Origin of the sequence: Algibacter amylolyticus, from assembly GCF_014202225.1 — a bacterium.
In the GTDB taxonomy this organism is placed as follows: domain Bacteria; phylum Bacteroidota; class Bacteroidia; order Flavobacteriales; family Flavobacteriaceae; genus Algibacter_B; species Algibacter_B amylolyticus.
Genome location: NZ_JACHGE010000010.1, coordinates 183,790 through 204,326, shown reverse-complemented (window position 1 = coordinate 204,326; position 20,537 = coordinate 183,790). Strand labels below are relative to the sequence as shown.

Here is a 20,537-nt window from a genome sequence, read left to right as displayed (position 1 = left end):
TCCGTCACTCAATAATTTCAGATTTTGAGTGATTAATTCCGCGTTTTTCAATTCAGATTTTTTTGGATTTGAGTGAGTGCGTAATTAGAGGTAACTCGTTATATAGTTGCGTTTATGTTTCATATCCCGTAAATAAATCAGGATATCGTTAGTTTTTTGTCGTTGTTATCCTGTAAAGATAATTTTTTTACAACATTATCTAGTGGGCTTTTTATTTCTTGCAAATCCTTTCTGGTAACATGAGTGTAAATCATTGTAGTTTCTGGTCTAGAATGTCCTAAAAGTTCTTGTATATAGCGTATATCTATACCTTGCTCTAGCATATGTGTGGCATAACTATGCCTTAGGGAATGCGGGGTTACAGCTTTGTTTATACCAGCCAATTCTACGCTTCTTTTTAAAAAAGAACGAATAGACTGGGCACTATAGGTACCTCCTTTGGGGTTTTCTATAAAATAAACTTTGGGCTTATACGTATTATGGTAATTCTTTAACAAAGGAAAAAGGCTTTCTGCAATTGTTGTGTATCTGTCCTTACGGCCTTTACCATTCTTTACATAGAGTTGTTTACGTTTAAAATCAAAATCACTAAGCTTAAGTTCTATAAGTTCGCCTATTCTTAAACCAGAGCCGTAAAGCATGGCTATTATAGCGCGATGCTTTAAGTTTTTTGTTACCTGAATGAGTAATAACACCTCTTCAATACTTAAAACAACCGGTAGCTTTTTATCCTTTTTAGGCATGTAAATTTTTTCGGTATTTATGGAACATGCAGGATAAAAGTATGCAAAATGGGTTATGCTGCTTACTATTTGTCTGTGTGTACTAATAGCGTAATTTAGGGTGCTAACCGCCCATTCTATATAATGTCTTACATCATTTTCGTTAAGATCATTTACAGGTTTTTGGCCAGTAAAACGTAAAAATTCTAGAATAAAACCGCCGTAAGAGGCAATGGTGCTATCGCTAAACCGTTTGCCCTTCAAAAATTTAAGAAAATGCCGGTATACTAAAGTTTTTTCTTCATTTAATGGAGCCAATTCTATTTTAGCGCCTTTTCTGTAACGTGGTACAGTTTCATTTTTACCAGTATTTATCAAGGCTAAACCGCCTTTTGTAATATGGTTTTTAAGGTCTTCTAGCCGTACTTCATCATAGTAAATGTAAAACGTACGATGTGTCTTAGACCAGTAAACGCCATTAAACGTCTTTATATATTCCTTGGTTTTAAAGTTATAAGGAAATTTTATAGCCACACAACTTTTAGAATTATGAGTAAGCGGTTCTAAGGTAATTGAAGTCATAGTTGTATAAAATTACAATTTTTTTATAAATGTAAAAATTTTCTGCAACCAATTTATTTTTTTTAAACCAAAAAAGCCTGTTTCAATTAAGAAACAGGCTTTAATATATTATAGATTAGTAAAAGAAATTAATCTTCCTTTTTATCTTCTCTAGGTTTACGATCATCACGACGGTTATCGCGTCCACGATTATCTCTACCTCTGTTATCGCGTCCACCACGACTATCTCTAGAAGAGTCTCTCGGTGGTCTTTCAACATAACCTTCTGGTTTTGGTAAAAGTGCTTTTCTAGATACTTTCTCTTTACGTGTACGTTTGTCTATACCAAAGTATTTAACATCAAATACATCGCCCATATTTACTACATCGGTAACGTTTTCAGTACGTTCCCAAGCTAATTCGCTTACGTGTAATAAAACTTCGTTTCCTGGAGCATCCATATATTCTACAACAGCACCAAAATCAAGCATTTTAATAACTTTTACTTCGTAAACGCTACCAACTTCAGGCTTAAATAAAATAGAATCTATTTTTGCCATAACAGCATCAATACCTTTTCTACCAACACCTAAAATTTCAACAATACCTTCTTCGGTAACAGGATCTTCGTTAATAACGATAGTAGTATCTGTTTCCTTTTGCATTTCCTGAATCACTTTTCCTCCAGGTCCAATTAACGCTCCAATAAATTCGTTAGGAACACGTCTAGAAACCATAGTAGGTGCATGATCTTTAACATCTGCATTTGGCGTTGCAATAGTTTCGGTAATTTTACCTAAAATATGTAAACGACCATCGCGCGCTTGTTTTAAAGCATTTACAAGAATCTCGTAAGATAATCCCTTAACCTTAATATCCATTTGGCAAGCCGTAATACCATCTGCAGTACCAGTAACTTTAAAATCCATATCTCCTAAGTGATCCTCATCACCTAAAATATCAGATAAGACAGCGTACTTTCCAGAATCTGCATCCGAGATTAATCCCATAGCAATACCAGAAACAGGTTTTTTCATTTGCACACCAGCATCCATCATAGCCATAGTACCAGCACAAACAGTGGCCATAGAAGACGATCCGTTCGATTCTAATACCTCAGATACTACACGTACAGTATACGGGCAATCTGCAGGAACCATACCTTTTAATGCACGTTGCGCTAAATTACCATGTCCTACCTCACGACGAGATGTTCCACGAATAGGTCTAGCTTCACCAGTACAAAAAGGAGGGAAGTTATAGTGTAAATAGAAACGCTCTTCACCTTCAAACGATGGCATATCTATTTGGTTTGCTTCTCTACTTGTACCTAAAGTAACTGTAGCTAAAGCTTGAGTTTCACCACGTGTAAATATAGAAGATCCGTGTGTAGAAGGTAAATAATCAACCTCACACCAAATTGGTCTAATATCCGTAGTTTTACGTCCATCTAAACGTAAACCTTCATTTAATGTTAAATCTCTAACAGCAGCTTTTTCAGCTTTACTGTAATACTTAGAAATTAATCCACCAAAATCAGCTTGTTCTTCTTCAGTAAAACTAGCTTTAATTTCTTCTTTAATTTCAGCAAATGCAGCACTACGCTCGTGCTTAGCAGAACCTGCTTTAGCAATAGCATATACTTTATCATAAGCCATATCGTGAATTTTAGCAGCTAAATCAGCTTCTTCTCTTTCACCTTCATACTCACGTACTTCTTTTTTACCAAAAGCCTCAGCTAATGCAACTTGAGCAGCACATTGTACTTTAATAGCTTCATGAGCAAACTTAATGGCTTCAGTCATTTCTTCTTCAGAAATCTCATCCATTTCACCTTCAACCATCATTACAGAATCAGCCGAAGCACCAATCATCATATCGATGTCAGACTCTGCTAATTGAGCACGCGTTGGGTTAATAACAAATTCACCGTTTACACGACCAACTCTAGCTTCAGAAATTGGGCATTCAAAAGGAAAATCTGATAATTGAATAGCTGCCGAAGCTGCTAAGCCTGCCATAGCATCTGGCATAACATCATCATCATGAGACATTAACTGGATCATCACCTGAGTTTCAGAGTGGTAATCTTTCGGGAATAACGGACGTAAAACACGATCCACTAAACGCATAGTTAAAACTTCTCCATCACTAGGTCGTGCTTCTCTTTTAAAGAAACCTCCTGGGTAACGTCCTGCAGCAGCAAATTTTTCTCTGTAATCTACCGTTAAAGGTAAAAAATCAACATCTGCTTGTCTGTAGTTGGAAACAACAGTACACAAAAGCATACATTTTCCAGATTGAACAACAACAGAGCCATGCGCCTGTTTTGCTAATTTTCCGGTTTCGATAGAGATTTCTCTACCGTCTCCTAGGTCAATAACCTCTTTAAAAACTTTTGGAATCATAAATTTTTTCTTGTAACTCAAGCATATGCATGCCTAAATCATGTTAAACAATGGTCGTTGTGTTGTTGTGTGTAGTTGTGTGTGCGACAATTAAATGTCTCTTGACCAATGAAAAACCTTTAGTCCCGAACTCGTTTCAGGATCTAGCTTCTTCTAAATGCGTTATTTAAACTCTTACGCTCGAGTTATATAATTTGGGCGTTACCCACAAGGGGTCGGGCTTTACGTTTCAAGTCCTCGCTCCTCCTACGTCGGGCTGTGGGCTTTCCTCTACAATCCCTAACGCAAAAACAAAAAACCACGTTATAAAAACGTGGTCTTTTATATTTAAGTTTATTTTCTTAAACCTAATTCTTTAACTATAGCACGATATCTTAATACATCTTTCTTAGTTAAGTAATCAAGTAAGCTTCTTCTTTTTCCTACTAACATTACTAACGAACGCTCAGTGTTGTAATCTTTACGATTCGTTTTTAAATGAGCAGTTAAGTGCTCAATTCTTTGCGTAAATAACGCAATTTGTCCTTCTGCACTACCAGTATCGTGTTTTCCTTTACCGTGTTTTGCGAACAATTCTTCTTTTTCTTGTTTTGATAAATACATGCTAATATTATTGTAAATGATTTTTATGTACACGAAAGTTTTTCTTTCGAGCGGCAAATATAGTGAATAATTTAATGTTTAGAATATTATGTAAAAAATCTTTTTTATAACTATTGTAATTAATAACGTAAGGATTTCAATAATTGTAAAAAAAAGGCTATTTTTAGTAAACACAAATTTATCCTATATGCCTGATAGAATTAGCGTTGTAAAAGAACAATTATTCAAAAATATTTTCGATTTTGCTAATGGCGGGCTAGCAATTGTAAGTTTAAAAGGTAAATGGGTAAAGGTTAATGATAGTTTAGCAACCTATTTAGGCTACTCAAAAGAAGAACTGTATAAGTTATCGTTTCAGCAAATTACGCATAAAAAGGATTTAAATATCGACCTTGAAAATATGCGACTTTTAATAAAAGGCGAAATAGATAAATATCAAATAGAAAAAAGATATTTTCATAAAAACGGAAATATTGTATGGGCTTTAATATCGGTGTCTTTATTAAGAGATGATCATGGAGAGCCTATATACTTTATAGCTCAAATTCTGGATATAACAAGTAGTAAGGAAAGTAAGTCTCAATTAAAAATTTTACTAGAGTTGGCACAAGAGCAAAATAACAGATTAACTAATTTTGCCGATATAGTGACCCATAATTTAAAAACACATACCTCTAATTTAAGTACGTTAGTTTCTTTTTTAGAAGAAGAAGCGCATGATTTAGTGCAAGATGAAAATTTCGAGCTTTTAAAAGGGTCTGTTATAAACTTAACCCAAACGGTTTCTCATCTTACCGAAATAGCAAAAATTAAATCGGTAGACGAAAATAAAATAGAAGCACTAAACCTATACACCTTTGTAAGTCAAGCTATTTATAATATAAGCGCTATTGCAAAAAATAAAAATTGCGTAATAGAAAACCATGTAGATAAGGATCATTTAATTAATGCCATACCTGCTTATTTAGATAGTATAATACTTAATTTTTTATCGAATGCTATAAAATACCGCGATCAAACTCGAGATACCGTTATAAAATTGTCTAGCCAAATAGAAAACGATCATGTTGCTTTTCATATAGAAGATAATGGTTTAGGAATTGATCTAGATAAGTTTGGAGACTCCTTGTTCCAAATGTATAAAACATTCCATTACAACGATGATGCTTTGGGTATTGGTCTTTTTATAACAAAAGCGCATATAGAAGCTTTAGGTGGCCATGTAAAGGTAAAAAGTGAAGTTGGGATAGGTACCGTGTTTTCGGTGTGTTTTAAAAGACCAACAACCTTTGTGCTAGAAAGTAATACTAGTGGTTTAAAATAATTATACAATTATTATAAAAAAAAGAAGCCCTATTAACACTGTTAATAAGGCTTCTTTTATGTAGTTTTTAAACTAATCTCTTAAAGGTTGGTTTAATATTAAATCTATATATTGGTTAACCTTGTCTTTTAAATCTTTTCGAAGTGTTATAAAATCCAAGAAACCATGTTCTAACAAAAATTCTGAGGTTTGAAAACCTTCTGGTAATTCTTTACCTGTTGTATCTCTTACAATACGTGGTCCTGCAAAACCTATTAATGCTCCTGGTTCGCTAATATTAATATCTCCTAACATAGCAAACGATGCTGTTGTTCCTCCAGTGGTAGGATCTGTACATAGTGAAATATAAGGTAATCCTGCATCTGCTAATTGTGCTAATTTTACCGATGTTTTTGCTAATTGCATTAAAGACAATGCTGCTTCCATCATTCTAGCACCTCCAGATTTAGAGATAACCATTAAAGGTAATTTCTTTTTTAAAGCATAATCTGCTGCTCTGGCTATTTTTTCGCCAACAACACTACCCATAGAACCTCCAATAAATGAAAAATCCATACAAGCCACTACAATATCTTTTCCTTTAGATTTTCCAACGGCACAACGCACGGCGTCTTTTAAGTTGGTTTTCTTTTGAGCCGCTTTTAAACGGTCTGGATATTTTTTAGTATCCTCGAATTTTAACGGGTCTTTAGATTCTAAGTCGGCGTCTAATTCTTTAAATTTATTGTCGTCAAAAAGGATTTGAAAATACTCTCTACTACCAATTCTAACATGGTAACCGTCTTCTGGACTTACATAAAAGTTTTTTTCTAACTCTTCTGTATCTACAATTTTACCTGTTGGAGATTTATACCACAACCCTTTTGGGGTGTCTTTTTTCTCTTCGGTAGTTGTTGTTATTCCTTTTGTTTTTCTTTTAAACCAAGACATAGTGACTTATGATTTTGTATTCCCTTGTGTAAGGAAAGCTTTTTAAAATTTAGTTTGTTTCATGACATTCCTGCTTTTGCGGAAGTGCCAATTGCGTTAGGGATTGAGGCATTTATTGAAGCTCGCCCGATTTTTTATCGGGAAGCGACTGCCGAAAGCCTGACCACAAAATTAAACTTTTTTTTAATTTTGGGGTAACGCCCTTATACTTTTATTAATTATTATGGTATAATTACTTTAAGTTTAGGCTTGTAAACCTAAAAAAGGTTCTGTAATATACAGAACCTTTTTTATATGCTTAATGTAAATTGACTTTAATCTATAAAGTGTTTACATTATTTAAATCTTCGAAAGCTTTTTTCAATCTAGCTACAAAAGTTTTTTCACCTTCGCGTAACCATACTCTTGGGTCGTAATGTTTCTTGTTAGGAACATCTGCGCCATCAGGATTTCCTATTTGTGCTTTTAAATATTCTGATTTACCTCCCATGTAATCACGAATACCTTCCATGAATGCATATTGTAAATCTGTATCGATATTCATTTTAATTACACCGTAGCTAATTCCTTCGCGAATTTCTTCAACTGTAGATCCAGATCCACCATGGAACACGAAATCGATATGATTATGCTCAACACCATATTTTTTAGAGATATGCTCTTGAGAATTCTTTAATATTTTTGGAGTTAATTTTACGTTTCCTGGTTTGTAAACACCGTGTACATTACCAAATGCAGCTGCAATTGTAAATTGAGGACTTACTTTGCTTAATTCTTCGTAAGCGTAAGCTACTTCTTCTGGTTGTGTGTATAATTTAGAATCGTCTACATCTGTATTATCTACACCATCTTCTTCACCACCTGTAATTCCTAACTCAATTTCTAAAGTCATGTCCATTTTAGACATTCTTTCTAAATATTGCTTGCAAATTTCAATGTTTTCTTCAATTGGCTCTTCTGAAAGGTCAATCATGTGAGAACTGAATAATGATTTTCCAGTTTCTTTATAATGAATTTCACTAGCATCTAATAAACCATCAATCCAAGGTAATAGTTTTTTTGCACAGTGATCAGTATGTAAGATTACAGGAACACCATAAGCTTCGGCTAAAGTATGCACGTGTTTTGCACCTGCAACTGCACCTGCAATAGCAGCTTTCTGTCCGTCGTTACTTAAACCTTTTCCTGCGTTAAATTGTGCGCCACCGTTTGAAAATTGTATGATTACTGGAGCGTTTAGATCTCTAGCTGTTTCTAAAACACCATTTATGGTATCAGACCCTATAACGTTTACAGCTGGTAAAGCGTAATTGTTTGCTTTAGCGTGATTGAAGATTTCTTGAACTTCTTTTCCTGTAGCTACTCCTGGTTTTATGTTGTGTCCCATTTTTATGTTTATTATAATTTTTGAATTTACTTAAGTATCAAAAGTAATCAAATTTTAAATGATTTATAGATGTTTTATGGTTTGAAACAGCAAAAATCACACTAAAACGTTATAGTGTAAAATGGTATAATTTGCTTAAAATGGATAGTTTATACCTATGTTATATACCGCATTGGCAAAGTTATAATCGTTAAACCATCGGTTTTGATCTGTATAAGATGGATCGTAGGTTTTAAAACCTATATCAAAACGGAATACGAAAAAACTAAAATCGTAGCGTAAACCAAAACCAGAACCTACAGCAATATCTTTTAAGGAGCTAAGGCTGGTAAAGGTTGCGTTGTCGTCTTCTACATTGTCTAGTACATTCCAAATGTTACCAGCATCTACAAATAAAGCGCCGTTTAAATTGCCAAATAAATTAAAGCGCTGTTCGGCACTTAAAGCTAGTTTTAAGTTGGCTTCATTAAACTCGTTAGTGCTTTCTGAACTTCCTGGGCCTAAGCTGTAAGCTGCCCATGCACGGTTATCGTTAGGTCCACCACCAAAAAAACTCTTTGAGAACGGAATACTGTTAGAGTTGCCATAGGGTATAGCAATACCAAAAAAGGCACGTGTTGCTAAGGTGTTTTTCTTACCTAAATCCCAGTGTTTTATATAATCTAGTTCTGTTTTTACGTATTGTGAATAGGCGACGTTAAACAACTCATACCTGTCGTCGCTATCTTTATTAAGCCCTAACAGTTTTGAGGTGCTTGCCAATAAATTACCCGCTAACTCCAATTTAAAACGGAAAATAGAGAAATCGTTATCTACCAGATTTGTACGATTATCTTGTGTGAAACTAAAGGCCGAAGATAAAATAAGGTTGTTTTCTGTTAGTCGTTTTTTACGTTCGTCAATGTTACTAACGGTTAAGTAATCGCTAGCATTGGTTGATTCATAGCTTGTATCGCTTAATACCAAGTCGATAAACTCATCTGCTTTTTCCTCTATAAGCTGTTCGTTTTCATTGCCGTCCAATTCGATAAACTCCGATGGTGTGTTGTAACTTTCTAGTGCTATATTCTCCAAACTATTAAAGGAACTCGTATAAATACTAAAGTAGTTTTCGGTTCTTAGGTTTCTTACATATTGAATGTTAAAAAGGTCTAAGCGGTTACTAACTTGCTTATTAGGGTACCAATTGTAGCTAAAATTGCCGCTAAAGGTTTGCTTGTCTAATCCTATATTGGTTTGGCTTGTTGTTGCTAGACCAATACTTGTACTAGGCGACATGTATTTAGGTATAATATTTTCGGTGTAAAAAGGTGAAAATATTCTTGGTATGGTTAATTTTAAATCGGCTCCAAACTCATTAATATCAAAAAATGGGTCACCATCTTCCCTCAAATCTTTTGAGGCTCCAATAGATGCTATTCCAGATATTGCTAGGGTTTCTGCTCCTCCAAAAATATTTCTAATTTGTAAGCTTGGGTTTAATGAGAAGCCAACGGTTTGAATATCACTTTGAGACACATCGGCACTAAAATCTAAATTAAACTTTTTTAAAGGGGTTAATCTAATAGTGCTTTTTAATGTGTTATCTGGATTTTCAAAATATTCAATATTAGGATATTTAAAGGTGCGAAGCTGATTGATATAACTGTAAGTACGCGTTCTATCTAGATCTCTAAATACTTTACCCGGAGAAATAAATACAGCATCGGTTAGTGCCTTAGGTCGAAAACGCATTTTGCCATAACTAAATAGCTTAAAACCACCGTACGAAATAGAATCTTGAAACGGTTTGTTTCTGTTCTCGAAAGTATAATCGGTAATAATATTAACATCATCAATGTAATATACTTTAAAGGGTTCGCGTCTAATAGAATCGGCAGTTCTTATAGCTCTATCTTGAATTTTTATCCCAACGTTAACCTTTTTATTGGTGCCAATAGTATCCATTTCGAAGGTAACGTAATCTTGATTAAAATGGTAAACACCTAAGTTTCTTAATTCTGTAGAAATTCTTTCGCGTTCTTGCTCAAAACTACTAGTTCGGTATTGTTCGCCCTGAACTATAAGTGCTTTATCCTGAATTTTTTTATAAAGTGAATCGACAATAGGCGACTTTACTGTTTTTGCTATAGAATCAATTAAAAATGCGGGTCCGGTTTTTACGGTATAGTCAACTTTAGCACGTTTGTTATCGTTCCTTTCAATATTATAGTTGGCCTTTACATTAAACCAACCATTATTAAAGTAGTAATCTTCTAGTCGTTTGGTAGAACGTTTTGTTTTCTCTTCGCTTAAAATGGTGGGAGCTTCGCCTGTTCTTTTTAGCCAATTATTAAATCCAATAGCGGATTCTTTAAGTTTATCAATTTGCTTTTTAGAGTACTTTTTCTCAAGTCTCGCTCTACGATTTGGTTTTTTATCTAACCAAGCTTCAAAAAGAGAATCTCTGTTTGGTCTAGCTGTATTATAAATGTGTAATCTTAAGGGTGTGCCAAGAATTTTTCTATTGGTTGTTTGATATAATAAGTTGTTTATCTCTTCGGTATTGTTTTTTTTATCATTTACAATTATAGAAGTTTCTGTAAGTAAATGTTCATCTTTAGCAACTCTTTTTGTAGCATCGCAGGAGTAAAGGAAACCCAAAACTAGTGTAAGGCGTAATATATTGGAGAGTTGTTTTTTCAAATGCGTAATAATTAAATTAAAAGTGATATGTTAAAACGATTAGATTCAATAAACTAACTTAGTTCAAGCATCAAAAATACATTATTTTAATCTTAAAAAATATTTAAATAAGTAGTCTGTTGATGTATCTTGTCAATAATTTCTTTTCTTTATAAAAAAATTATAATACTTGCATGCTTTCTAAAAGTCAAATAAAATTAATAACGAGTTTAAAGCAAAAAAAATATAGACAACAACATGGTTTTTTTGTTGTTGAAGGTGTTAAAACAATAACCGAACTGTTACAATCTCATTTAGAGCTTTACAAATTATATACTACAAGGACTTTCAATTTTGATGCCAAAGAGGAAGTTATTGTGTCCAATCAAGAATTAAAACGCATTAGTTTTTTAACCACGCCAAATACAGCATTGGCCGTATTTAAAATGCCAGAGCCAAAGCCTATTGATACGACTGGTTTAATTGTGGTACTCGATGCCATTAGAGATCCAGGAAATTTAGGCACTATTATTAGATTGTGTGATTGGTTTGGAGTTACAGAATTAGTTTGTAGTAAAGAAACTGTAGATCGTTTTAACCCCAAGGTTGTACAGGCTACTATGGGTTCTATAACACGTGTTAATGTAAATTATATAGACTTGGTTCCGTTTTTAAAAGGGAGTAATTTACCTGTTTACGGTGCTTTTATGGAAGGTGAAAATGTTTATAAAAGTGCATTGCCTAAAAACGGAATATTATTAATGGGTAATGAAGCCAATGGCGTATCCAAAGAAGTAGAAGCGGTTATTACCGAAAAAATATCCATTCCTAGATTTGGTGAATTGCAGGCCACAGAAAGTTTAAATGTAGCAACAGCAACTGCAATTTTATTGAGCGAGTTTAGAAGAGGCTAAAAAAAAGTACACAGTCTTAAATAGCAGTTTGCAATTAACTTAGCGGTATATAAAGTTTATAACAAGCTTTTTATTGAAAAGTGAAATTAACAAAAACACCTCGCGTTTGCATATTTGCAACATTAGAGGTCCACGGGCTGTTAGGATCTTCGTCTCTTACTAGTTCGTCATTAATTCCAAAAAGACCACGTATAGACGGTGTGAATTTAAAATTATACAAATAGAAGTCTATACCGAAACCTAGTTCGTAAAACAATGAGCTTTTAGTAGTTCTAAATTGTCCGTTTTTATTGTCCTCTGGGTTATCCTCGTTACTAGATAAGTTTAGCGCAGTAGAAAAACCACCAACAATAAAAGGTTTAAAGTTGTTAATGCGTTTTGTAGATAGTTTTAGTAAAAGCGGAAGGTGTATATAGGTTGATTTTACTTCTCTAATAAAATCGGAATCTTTAACATCTGGTTCACCTTGAAACCACTCCGGACTGTAATAAAGCTCTCGTGTTGTAATTAATAAACCTGGTTCTAAACGGATATCTATAAACTCGTTAATTCTCAGGTTTCCTATTAAGCCCACACTAAAACCGGGACTCTTTTTTACATAAATATCTCTTAAATCGTTCTTGTAATCAAAATTAAAATCGTAGCTATTAATACCTAAAAAATAGCCCCAACGTAGTAGGTTGTTATCTGTAGATCCTCGACCTTGGTTGGCATCGTAACTAACTTTTTCTTTTTTAAAAAGTTGAGCGTTAGAGGTTTCAACGATAAATAGAAATGATATTAATGCAAAAAGGTATTTCATATAATTACTTCGATGATTTATAAATTGTTGCCACACCTAAAGTTTGTGGAAAATCTTCAACATTTATAAACCCAATATTACGTAAAATATTGTTTAATGCTTCTCCAAAAGGAAAAACAGATGCCGATTCGCATAAATATTTATAAGCACTTCTGTCTTTAGAAAATGCTTTTCCTATTAAAGGTAGTATGTTTTTTGTATAAAAATTATAACCTTGTTTATACGGTGTTTTTGTTGGCATAGAGGTTTCTAAAATAACAAAAGTACCATTGGGTTTAAGTACTCTGTAAATTTCTTTTAAACCATTTTCTAAGGATTCAAAGTTTCTAACACCAAAAGCAACCGTTATAGCATCAAAAGAATTATCATCAAAAGGCATATTTTCAGAATCTCCTAAAATCATTTCTATTTTAGAGTCTAAACCTTTTTTAGTTACTTTTTGCTTTCCTATTTCAAGCATGCCACTACTAATATCGAAACCTACAATTCTAGTTGCATTGGTTTCGGCAAGGTTTATAGCTAAATCTCCTGTTCCTGTAGCGATATCTAAAATAGAATCTGGGTTAGCTTCTTTAACTATTTTAACGACCTTTTTTCGCCACTTAATATCAATGCCGAAAGAAATTACACGATTTAACCCATCGTAATCTCCCGATATGGTATCAAACATTTTTGTTACCTGTTCTTTTTTACCTAAGTCGCTGTCCTTGTATGGCTTTACTTTTGTCAAATCTTAAAAATTTTGATGCAAACCTACATAATTTATTTTTACTTTAATATATCAAATTAAGTCAAAATAAATTGTTTAGGTTATCCGAAGCAAAAATATAAAATAGAAACACTAGAGGGAAAGATAAACTATTAGAAAAGTTAAACATAACAGGATTATAAATAATTAAATTAATGCCCCTTTATGATCGAAGTTCTATTTTATAGTATATTTGTGGTACTTTTTTATGAATAAGAAAAAATAAATTAAGCACTATAGTATATCACATAGGCTTCAGTTTTTTATTTGTAATCATACCATTATAAAAAATTAAACGAGTGAAAATAATTATTGCTGGTGCTGGTGAAGTTGGGTTTCATTTAGCAAAATTATTGTCTTACGAGTCTCAAGAGATTACTTTAATTGATACCGACAAAGAAAGTTTAGCCTACGCCGATACGCATTTAGATATTAAAGTTATTCGAGGCGATTCCACCTCAATAGCTATCTTAAAAGAAGCGCGTGTAGAAAACTGCGAGCTTTTTATAGCTGTTACTGCAAGCGAAACTACTAATATTACTATTTGTGTTTTAGCAAAACAATTAGGGGCAGCAAAAACTATTGCGCGAATTACTAATACCGAGTTTATACATCATAAAGATGAGGTTGGTTTTACCAAATTTGGTATTGATGAGTTAATTTCTCCTGAATCGTTGGCTGCTGCCGAAATTGAGTTGTCTTTAAAACAATCGTCTTTTAATGATAGTTACGAATTTGAAGGTGGGGCATTAACTATGATAGGTTTAAACTTATCAAGATCTGCAGCTTTTGTGGGTAAAACGGTTAAAGAAGCAGCTAAGATATTTCCAGAAATCCATTTTGTTCCTATAGCCTTACAACGTTTTGGTACGCAATACACCATTATCCCTAGAGGAGATACCAAGTTTAAAAGAGGCGATAATGTTGTGTTTATTACTTCGGAAGGAGGAGGCGAAGAGCTTTGTAAACTAACCGGTAAAGCTAATAACGAGATAAAAGACGTTATGATTTTGGGCGGTAGTAAAATTGGTTATAAAACAGCTAGAGATTTAAGTAATAAAGGATTTAACGTAAAGCTTTTAGAAGCTAATAAAGAACGTGCTTTTGATATTGCAGACGATTTGCCTAATGTTTTAGTAATACAAAGTGATGGTAGAAATGTAGATTTATTAGACGAAGAAAATATTAGCGGTATGGATGCTTTTATTGCCGTAGGTGCTAATTCTGAAACCAATATTATGTCTTGTTTAGTGGCTAAATCTAAAGGTGTAAAGAAAACGGTGGCGCTTGTAGAGAATATGGATTATTTCGAGTTGTCTCATTCGGTGGGTATAGAAACATTAATAAATAAAAAGCTTTTAGCTGCCAATAATATATTTAGGTATATACGAAAAGGGCAAGTGGTTGCCATGACGAAGCTTAGTAATATGAATGCCGAATTATTAGAATTTGAGGTTAAAGCTTCTTCGGCCATTTGTAATAAGTATATTAAAAAAATCGATTTCCCACGTTCTGCAATTATTGGCGGTGTGGTTAGAAACGGAAAAGGTGAAATTGCTTTAGGTGATTTTAAAATTCAAGAAGGCGATAGAGTGGTAGTTTGTAGTTTATTACAATCTATTAAAGGAGTCGAAAAATTATTCCGTTAAAATAGTGAGAAAGTCCATGAAACTTAATTATAAAATCATTTTCCATTTTTTGGGATTACTCTTGCTATTTAATGGTGGCTTCATGTTACTGTCGGCATTAGTAAGTTTAATTTATAAGGATGGTGTTACGTTTCAATTATTTCTTTCAGGTTTAGCTACTTTAATTAGTGGTGTTATTACCATGTTTTTTACTAGAGATCATAGTAAAGAAATGAATAAACGCGAAGGGTATATAGTAGTTAGTTTCGGGTGGATTATAATGTCTTTATCTGGTGCATTACCCTACATTTTTACAGAAAGTATTCCAAGTTTTACAGATGCCTTTTTCGAGACTATGTCAGGTTTTACAACGACAGGCGCTTCTATTTTAAATGATATTGAAGCGGTGCCTAAAGGGGTGTTGTTTTGGCGTAGTATGACGCATTGGATTGGTGGTATGGGAATTATCGTTTTAGCCATTGCCATATTGCCACTTTTAGGTATTGGAGGTATGCAGCTTTTTGCAGCCGAAGCACCAGGACCAAGTGCAGATAAATTGCATCCCAGAATTACGGATACTGCCAAACGATTATGGCTTATTTATTTTGGCTATACAGCAGCAGAAACCTTATTGTTAAAGCTTGCCGGCATGTCCTTTTTCGATGCTATAAATCATGCCTTGTGTACACTATCTACAGGAGGGTTTTCTACTAAAAATGCTAGTGTTGCCTACTGGAATGGAGATCCTGTTATTCAATACATTATTATCCTTTTTATGTTTTTAGCAGGTACAAACTTTGTACTTAGTTACTTTGCATTTAAAGGCAAAGTGCAAAAAGCCATCCAAGACGAGGAGTTTAAACTCTACTTTAAGTTTGTGGCCATTTTTACAATAATAGCAGCAGTTATAATTTATTTCAGGGCAGATATATCGCAATCTAGTATAGCGCATCCAATGGTTTGGGGGCGTGCAGAAAGTGCATTTAGGCACGCGCTGTTTCAAGTCATATCTGTAATAACAACAACCGGTTTTGTAACGGCCGATTATACCTTATGGACACCCTTTTTAGTGGTATTCTTTTTCGGACTCATGTTCCTAGGAGGTTCTGCCGGAAGTACCTCTGGAGGTGTAAAAGTAGTACGTCATTTAATACTTATTAAAAACGGTTTTTTAGAGTTTAAGCGTACACTGCACCCAAGTGCTATTATTCCGGTGCGTTATAATAAACGTGCTATTTCTGGCGATATCGTTTTCAATATTTTAGGGTTTTTTATCCTGTATATGTTGTCGTTTATTATTGGGGCGTTGGTGTTCTCTATGATGGGAATCGACTTTAAATCTTCCGTGGGTCTAGCGGCCTCAACCTTAGGAAATGTAGGTCCTGCATTAGGCGATTTCGGACCCGTAAATAATTATGCCGCATTACCAGCATTAGGTAAGTGGTGGGCATCCTTTTTAATGCTTATTGGGCGTTTAGAGCTGTTTACGGTTCTTATTTTACTTACACCTTTTTTCTGGCGTAATAGATAATATTTTGTCTTTAGTTATATGGGCGTTACCACGAGGGTCGCGCTTTACTCTACAAGTCCTCGCTCCAAAAAGGTCGCTGTGGGCTTTCCGTTGCAATCGCTAACGCGGGTTTGTCTGCTATTTATATTTATTTCTGCTATATCCTACTTTTTTTCTAAGGGCTTTTAATAATAAATCTTTCAAAACACTGTAACATTTTATAGAAAAATGCTACATATAAGAAATGATAATCTTGTTATTAATAGGTAAGATTATATCAAAAAAAATCTATTATGCCTTTCGGTGAATCGTTTCAATCCACAATTAAAAGCAATAAATCTATCATGCTTGATAAAAGCAGAAGGTTTAGAAAAACTTTGGGAGGTTTCGATTGGTCAAAAAGTCCGCGGTTAAATTTGCCAGAATCAACTCCAGAGCAATTAGAGAACATAAGATTAAGGACTCAACAAGATAATAGAAATACTGTATTAAAAGAATTTACGCTTACACTACTATTAACACCTCTTTTAGTCTCAGCGATAGTATATATAATAGTATAAAACTTAGAAATTATGGGAGGAGAAGGATCTGCAATGGCGGCAATTACTTCATTAAAGAATAATAGGAGTCTTACATCAAAACGAAGAGAGAAAGGCGCTTTAGGAGGTAGTTATGCTAATATTGAACTAAAAGAGTTTCCACAAGCTACACCAGAGCAATTAATTGAAATTAAGCAAAGACTTAAAAAAGAACATAGAGAAGCAAGAATTAAATACTTAGTTGTGTTTTTACTATTGCTTTTTGTTATCGTCCCCTTATTTTGGTTTTTGTTACAATGAGAAAAGTAATTTGTTATCAAATATTAGAAACAGGTAATTGTTAAATTAAAATACCTCACCGATTTTTAAAATTGGTGAGGTATTTCGCGTTAGGGATTGCAGTGGAAAGCCCACAGCGACAGATTTTTTATCCGGAAGCGAGGACTTGTAGCGGAAAGCCTGACAGCTTGTCCTGAGTATAGACGAAGGGTGTGGTAACCTGCCTGCCGGCAGGCAGGCGCCCAAAAACTTTATGTTAACGTATTATCCAAAAAAAAGACCTGTCAGTTTTTTAAAACTTAACAGGTCTGAATTAAATATTTAAAAGAGGTATGACTAGCTTACAACCTCTTTAATACGTTTAATGGCTTCGATAATTTGTTCTTGCGAAGCGGCATACGAAATTCTAATACAATCTGGATTTCCAAAAGCTGCACCAGTTACGGTTGCAACAAGGGCTTCTTCTAATAGGTATAAAGAAAAATCGGTAGCATTGTTTATTTTCTTACCACGTAATGTTTTTCCGAAAAAGTGAGTAACATCTGGGAAAATGTAAAACGCACCATCTGGTGTGTTAGCTTTAAAGCCTTCAATATCGTTTACTAATCCTAATATTAAATCGCGACGCTCTTTAAACTCGTCTATCATGTATTGTACACGAGAAGGCGGCTCGTTTAAAGCTGTAATTACTGCACGTTGAGCAATACAGTTAGCACCACTTGTCATTTGTCCTTGCAATTTGTTACAAGCTCTTGCAATTTTTTCTGGACCACCAATGTAACCTATACGCCATCCAGTCATTGCAAATGCTTTAGAAACACCGTTTACTGTAATAGTATTGTTGTACATATCTTCAAATCCAGCCATACTTGCATGACCTTCACCATAGTTAATATGTTCATAAATCTCATCTGAAACCACATAAATATTTGGGTGCTTTACAAGTACGTCTGCTAATGCTCTTAATTCAGCTTTAGTATAAACAGATCCACTTGGGTTACAAGGAGAGCTTAACCAAATCATTTTTGTTTTTGGTGTAATAGCTGCTTCAAGTTGACTAGCAGTCATTTTAAAATCTGTATCTATAGATGTTTTTACCTCTACAGGTACACCATCGTAAAGCTTTACAATATCTGCATAACTAACCCAGTATGGACAAGGTAAAAGTACTTCGTCGCCTTCATTAAGCATAACGCCGGCAATATTTGCTAAACATTGTTTTGCTCCAGTTGAAACTACAATTTGAGCGGGTGTGTACGTTAAATTGTTATCGCGCTTAAACTTAGTAATAATAGCATCTTTTAATTCGCCGTAACCATCAACTGGAGTGTACGAGTTGTAGTTATCATTAATAGCTTGTATAGCAGCGTCTTTAATAAAATCGGGAGTGTTAAAGTCAGGTTCTCCTAAACTTAAACCAATAATATCTTTTCCTTCGCCTCTAAGTTCTCTTGCTTTGGCTGCCATTGCTAAAGTAGCAGACGTTGCCATGTTTAAAATTCTATCAGATAGTAATTGCATTGTTAGTTTTTTTGTTTAATCGGTAAGTGTATAATTAAGCTAAACTTGGTTTTTGTCCTAGCGTTTTTAATTGATTGTAATGCTCTGCAACAGCTTGCATAAACGTATTATATTCATTGTAAGGTAAACTAAATTCTTGTGCAGTTTCCTTAACTATTTTAGCAATTTTACTGTAATGGATATGACTAATATTAGCAAATAAATGATGCTCTACTTGTCTGTTTAATCCGCCTGTGTAAAACTCAACAATCCAACTTTTAGGAGAAAAATTCGATGTTGTAAATAATTGGTGAATAGCCCATGTGTTTTTCATGTTACCTTCTGTATCTGGTAATGGCATTTCTGTATTAGGCATAACGTGCGCTAATTGAAAAATAACACTTAAAATTATTCCAGCAGTGTAATGCATTATAAGAAAGCCTATTAAAACTTCCCACCAAGCAAAACCAAGGGAAATTGGTAAAACCACCCAAATACTATAGTAAACTATTTTACCAATAATTAGCTTTGTCCATTGTGTTGCAGGATGTGGTAATTTACCGTAAGCCAATTTTCTTTTAAGGTACTTGTAAGTTTGTATAAAATCTGTTGTAACAGCCCAATTTGCAGTTAATAAACCGTACAAAAAGAAAGCATAATACTTTTGGTATTTGTGAATTTTAAACCATTTAGCATGTTTAGAAAAACGTATGATTCTACCCGCATCAATATCCTCATCGTGTCCTTGAATGTTGGTATATGTGTGGTGTAAAACATTGTGTTGTACTTTCCAGTTATAATCGTTACCGGCAAGTATGTAAATACTACTTCCCATTAATTTGTTAACCCATTTTTTGCTAGAAAAAGAGCCGTGGTTAGCATCGTGCATAACATTCATGCCAACACCTGCCATACCTATTCCAACAATTACCATTCCTAGTAATTGTGCCCAACCTGGTAGGCTATCTATAGTTAAAATTAAAACCGCAGGCACAATAAGTAATGAGAACATTACTATGGCTTTAATGTATAATTTCCAGTTTCCGGTGCGTTTTATTTCGTTTTCCTTAAAGTAATCGTTTACACGCTTGTTAAGTGTTTTAAAAAACTTTGCGGGATCTTTTCTTGAAAAAGAAAGAGCTTGTTTATTCATTGTATTGTATTTAAATATGATAAAAATATAAATTGCTTCTCATACCTATGGCAAAGATAGGTATAAACCATTTGAAGTAATAACGTTTTTTTGTAAAAAAATGTGTGTAAAAAGTATACTTTTGTTGAAAATTTAACATTGATGAAATGAGCATAACTAAAATCTTAATGCAAATTGAGTTGTTTATTATGCGATTTACATCCTACCTATTTAATGAAATATTAGTTTGCAGATGAAACTCATTTTGAAGTATTTTCCTAACCTTACAGAACACCAAATAGAACAATTTACCAAGCTTGAAGACCTATATCAAGACTGGAATTTGAAAATTAATGTGGTATCTCGTAAAGATATTGATGAGTTATATATGCGCCATGTGTTACATAGTTTAGGTATAGCTAAAGTTATGGAGTTTAAACCAGGTACTAAATTGTTAGATGTTGGTACTGGTGGGGGGTTTCCTGGTATTCCTTTGGCTATTTTATTTCCGGAGTGTTCGTTTCATTTGGTAGATAGTATAGCCAAAAAGTTAAAAGTTGTCGATGAGGTTGTTGCTGGATTAGGTTTAACCAATGTGAAAACAACACATAGTAGAGTAGAGGATATTAAAGGGAATTACGATTTTATTATAAGTAGAGCCGTAGCTGCAATGCCAACTTTTGTACATTGGATCAAAGGTAAAATAGCTAAAGACCAAAACCACGACCTTAAAAACGGTATTTTATATTTAAAAGGAGGGGATTTAACTGAAGAGTTAAAAGATTATAGAACCACAACCATTTATAACCTAAGCGATTATTTTGAGGAAGATTTCTACGAAACCAAAAAAGTAGTACACTTACCGCTTAAATATAGAGGCTAGTTT

Annotated in this window: 17 protein-coding genes; 7 read left to right on the top strand and 10 right to left on the bottom strand. The window is 33.9% G+C overall.

All coding sequences use genetic code 11. From position 1 onward, the window contains the following. Nucleotides 1-137: 137 nt before the first annotated feature. The 3 genes from HNQ90_RS16595 to rpsO form a co-directional block, all read right to left on the bottom strand. Nucleotides 138-1,304 (bottom strand): tyrosine-type recombinase/integrase, encoded by a 1,167-nt coding sequence (locus HNQ90_RS16595; protein WP_144116791.1) that lies wholly within the window; start codon nucleotides 1,302-1,304, stop codon nucleotides 138-140. A gap of 128 nt (nucleotides 1,305-1,432) precedes the next feature. Further along, nucleotides 1,433-3,691, bottom strand: a complete 2,259-nt coding sequence (locus HNQ90_RS16590) for a polyribonucleotide nucleotidyltransferase (RefSeq protein WP_144116790.1) — start codon at nucleotides 3,689-3,691, stop codon at nucleotides 1,433-1,435. A gap of 333 nt (nucleotides 3,692-4,024) precedes the next feature. After that, nucleotides 4,025-4,294 (bottom strand): 30S ribosomal protein S15, encoded by a 270-nt coding sequence (rpsO, locus tag HNQ90_RS16585; RefSeq protein ID WP_144116789.1) that lies wholly within the window; start codon nucleotides 4,292-4,294, stop codon nucleotides 4,025-4,027. Between the two features lie 187 nt (nucleotides 4,295-4,481). On the opposite strand from rpsO, the gene HNQ90_RS16580 reads away from it, so the two are divergent. Beyond that, a complete protein-coding gene (locus HNQ90_RS16580) occupies nucleotides 4,482-5,618 on the top strand; it encodes a sensor histidine kinase (protein WP_144116788.1) in 1,137 nt (378 codons plus the stop codon). A 72-nt stretch (nucleotides 5,619-5,690) separates the two neighbouring features. Here HNQ90_RS16580 and accD read toward each other — a convergent pair whose 3' ends face one another. The 3 genes from accD to tamL all read right to left on the bottom strand — a co-directional run bounded on the left by accD (nucleotide 5,691) and on the right by tamL (nucleotide 10,620). Beyond that, entirely contained in the window at nucleotides 5,691-6,548 is an 858-nt protein-coding gene (accD, locus tag HNQ90_RS16575) for an acetyl-CoA carboxylase, carboxyltransferase subunit beta (protein ID WP_144116787.1), read from the bottom strand. Nucleotides 6,549-6,867: 319 nt separating this feature from the next. Further along, the gene (gene fbaA / locus HNQ90_RS16570; RefSeq protein WP_144116786.1) at nucleotides 6,868-7,935 is read right to left on the bottom strand and encodes a class II fructose-bisphosphate aldolase; all 1,068 of its coding nucleotides are present in this window, start codon (nucleotides 7,933-7,935) and stop codon (nucleotides 6,868-6,870) included. A 135-nt stretch (nucleotides 7,936-8,070) separates the two neighbouring features. Then, a complete protein-coding gene (gene tamL / locus HNQ90_RS16565; RefSeq protein ID WP_144116785.1) occupies nucleotides 8,071-10,620 on the bottom strand; it encodes a translocation and assembly module lipoprotein TamL in 2,550 nt (849 codons plus the stop codon). 173 nt (nucleotides 10,621-10,793) lie between these two features. Here tamL and HNQ90_RS16560 point away from each other — a divergent pair, with 173 nt between their 5' ends. After that, nucleotides 10,794-11,513 (top strand): TrmH family RNA methyltransferase, encoded by a 720-nt coding sequence (locus tag HNQ90_RS16560; protein ID WP_144116784.1) that lies wholly within the window; start codon nucleotides 10,794-10,796, stop codon nucleotides 11,511-11,513. A gap of 70 nt (nucleotides 11,514-11,583) precedes the next feature. Here the strand turns inward: HNQ90_RS16560 and porT are convergent, their stop codons facing one another. Then, entirely contained in the window at nucleotides 11,584-12,315 is a 732-nt protein-coding gene (gene porT, locus HNQ90_RS16555; RefSeq protein ID WP_144116783.1) for a type IX secretion/gliding motility protein PorT/SprT, read from the bottom strand. Between the two features lie 4 nt (nucleotides 12,316-12,319). Continuing rightward, nucleotides 12,320-13,045, bottom strand: a complete 726-nt coding sequence (gene ubiE / locus HNQ90_RS16550) for a bifunctional demethylmenaquinone methyltransferase/2-methoxy-6-polyprenyl-1,4-benzoquinol methylase UbiE (RefSeq protein WP_144116782.1) — start codon at nucleotides 13,043-13,045, stop codon at nucleotides 12,320-12,322. 317 nt (nucleotides 13,046-13,362) lie between these two features. On the opposite strand from ubiE, the gene trkA reads away from it, so the two are divergent. From trkA to HNQ90_RS16535, 4 genes are all read left to right on the top strand, one after another. Beyond that, a complete protein-coding gene (gene trkA / locus HNQ90_RS16545; RefSeq protein ID WP_144116781.1) occupies nucleotides 13,363-14,712 on the top strand; it encodes a Trk system potassium transporter TrkA in 1,350 nt (449 codons plus the stop codon). 16 nt (nucleotides 14,713-14,728) lie between these two features. Next, complete coding sequence (locus HNQ90_RS16540; RefSeq protein ID WP_144116780.1) at nucleotides 14,729-16,222, top strand: TrkH family potassium uptake protein; 1,494 nt, start codon at nucleotides 14,729-14,731, stop codon at nucleotides 16,220-16,222. 272 nt (nucleotides 16,223-16,494) lie between these two features. Further along, the gene (locus HNQ90_RS17915) at nucleotides 16,495-16,761 is read left to right on the top strand and encodes a hypothetical protein (RefSeq protein ID WP_144116779.1); all 267 of its coding nucleotides are present in this window, start codon (nucleotides 16,495-16,497) and stop codon (nucleotides 16,759-16,761) included. A gap of 12 nt (nucleotides 16,762-16,773) precedes the next feature. Continuing rightward, nucleotides 16,774-17,040 (top strand): hypothetical protein, encoded by a 267-nt coding sequence (locus HNQ90_RS16535; RefSeq protein ID WP_144116778.1) that lies wholly within the window; start codon nucleotides 16,774-16,776, stop codon nucleotides 17,038-17,040. A gap of 315 nt (nucleotides 17,041-17,355) precedes the next feature. Here the strand turns inward: HNQ90_RS16535 and HNQ90_RS16530 are convergent, their stop codons facing one another. After that, entirely contained in the window at nucleotides 17,356-18,540 is a 1,185-nt protein-coding gene (locus HNQ90_RS16530) for a pyridoxal phosphate-dependent aminotransferase (protein ID WP_144116777.1), read from the bottom strand. Between the two features lie 34 nt (nucleotides 18,541-18,574). Next, nucleotides 18,575-19,672 carry a fatty acid desaturase family protein gene (locus tag HNQ90_RS16525; protein WP_144116776.1) on the bottom strand — a complete coding sequence of 366 codons (1,098 nt, stop codon included), beginning with the start codon at nucleotides 19,670-19,672 and terminating at the stop codon, nucleotides 18,575-18,577. 232 nt (nucleotides 19,673-19,904) lie between these two features. Here HNQ90_RS16525 and rsmG point away from each other — a divergent pair, with 232 nt between their 5' ends. Next, complete coding sequence (gene rsmG / locus HNQ90_RS16520; RefSeq protein WP_144116775.1) at nucleotides 19,905-20,534, top strand: 16S rRNA (guanine(527)-N(7))-methyltransferase RsmG; 630 nt, start codon at nucleotides 19,905-19,907, stop codon at nucleotides 20,532-20,534. Nucleotides 20,535-20,537 lie beyond the last annotated feature (3 nt).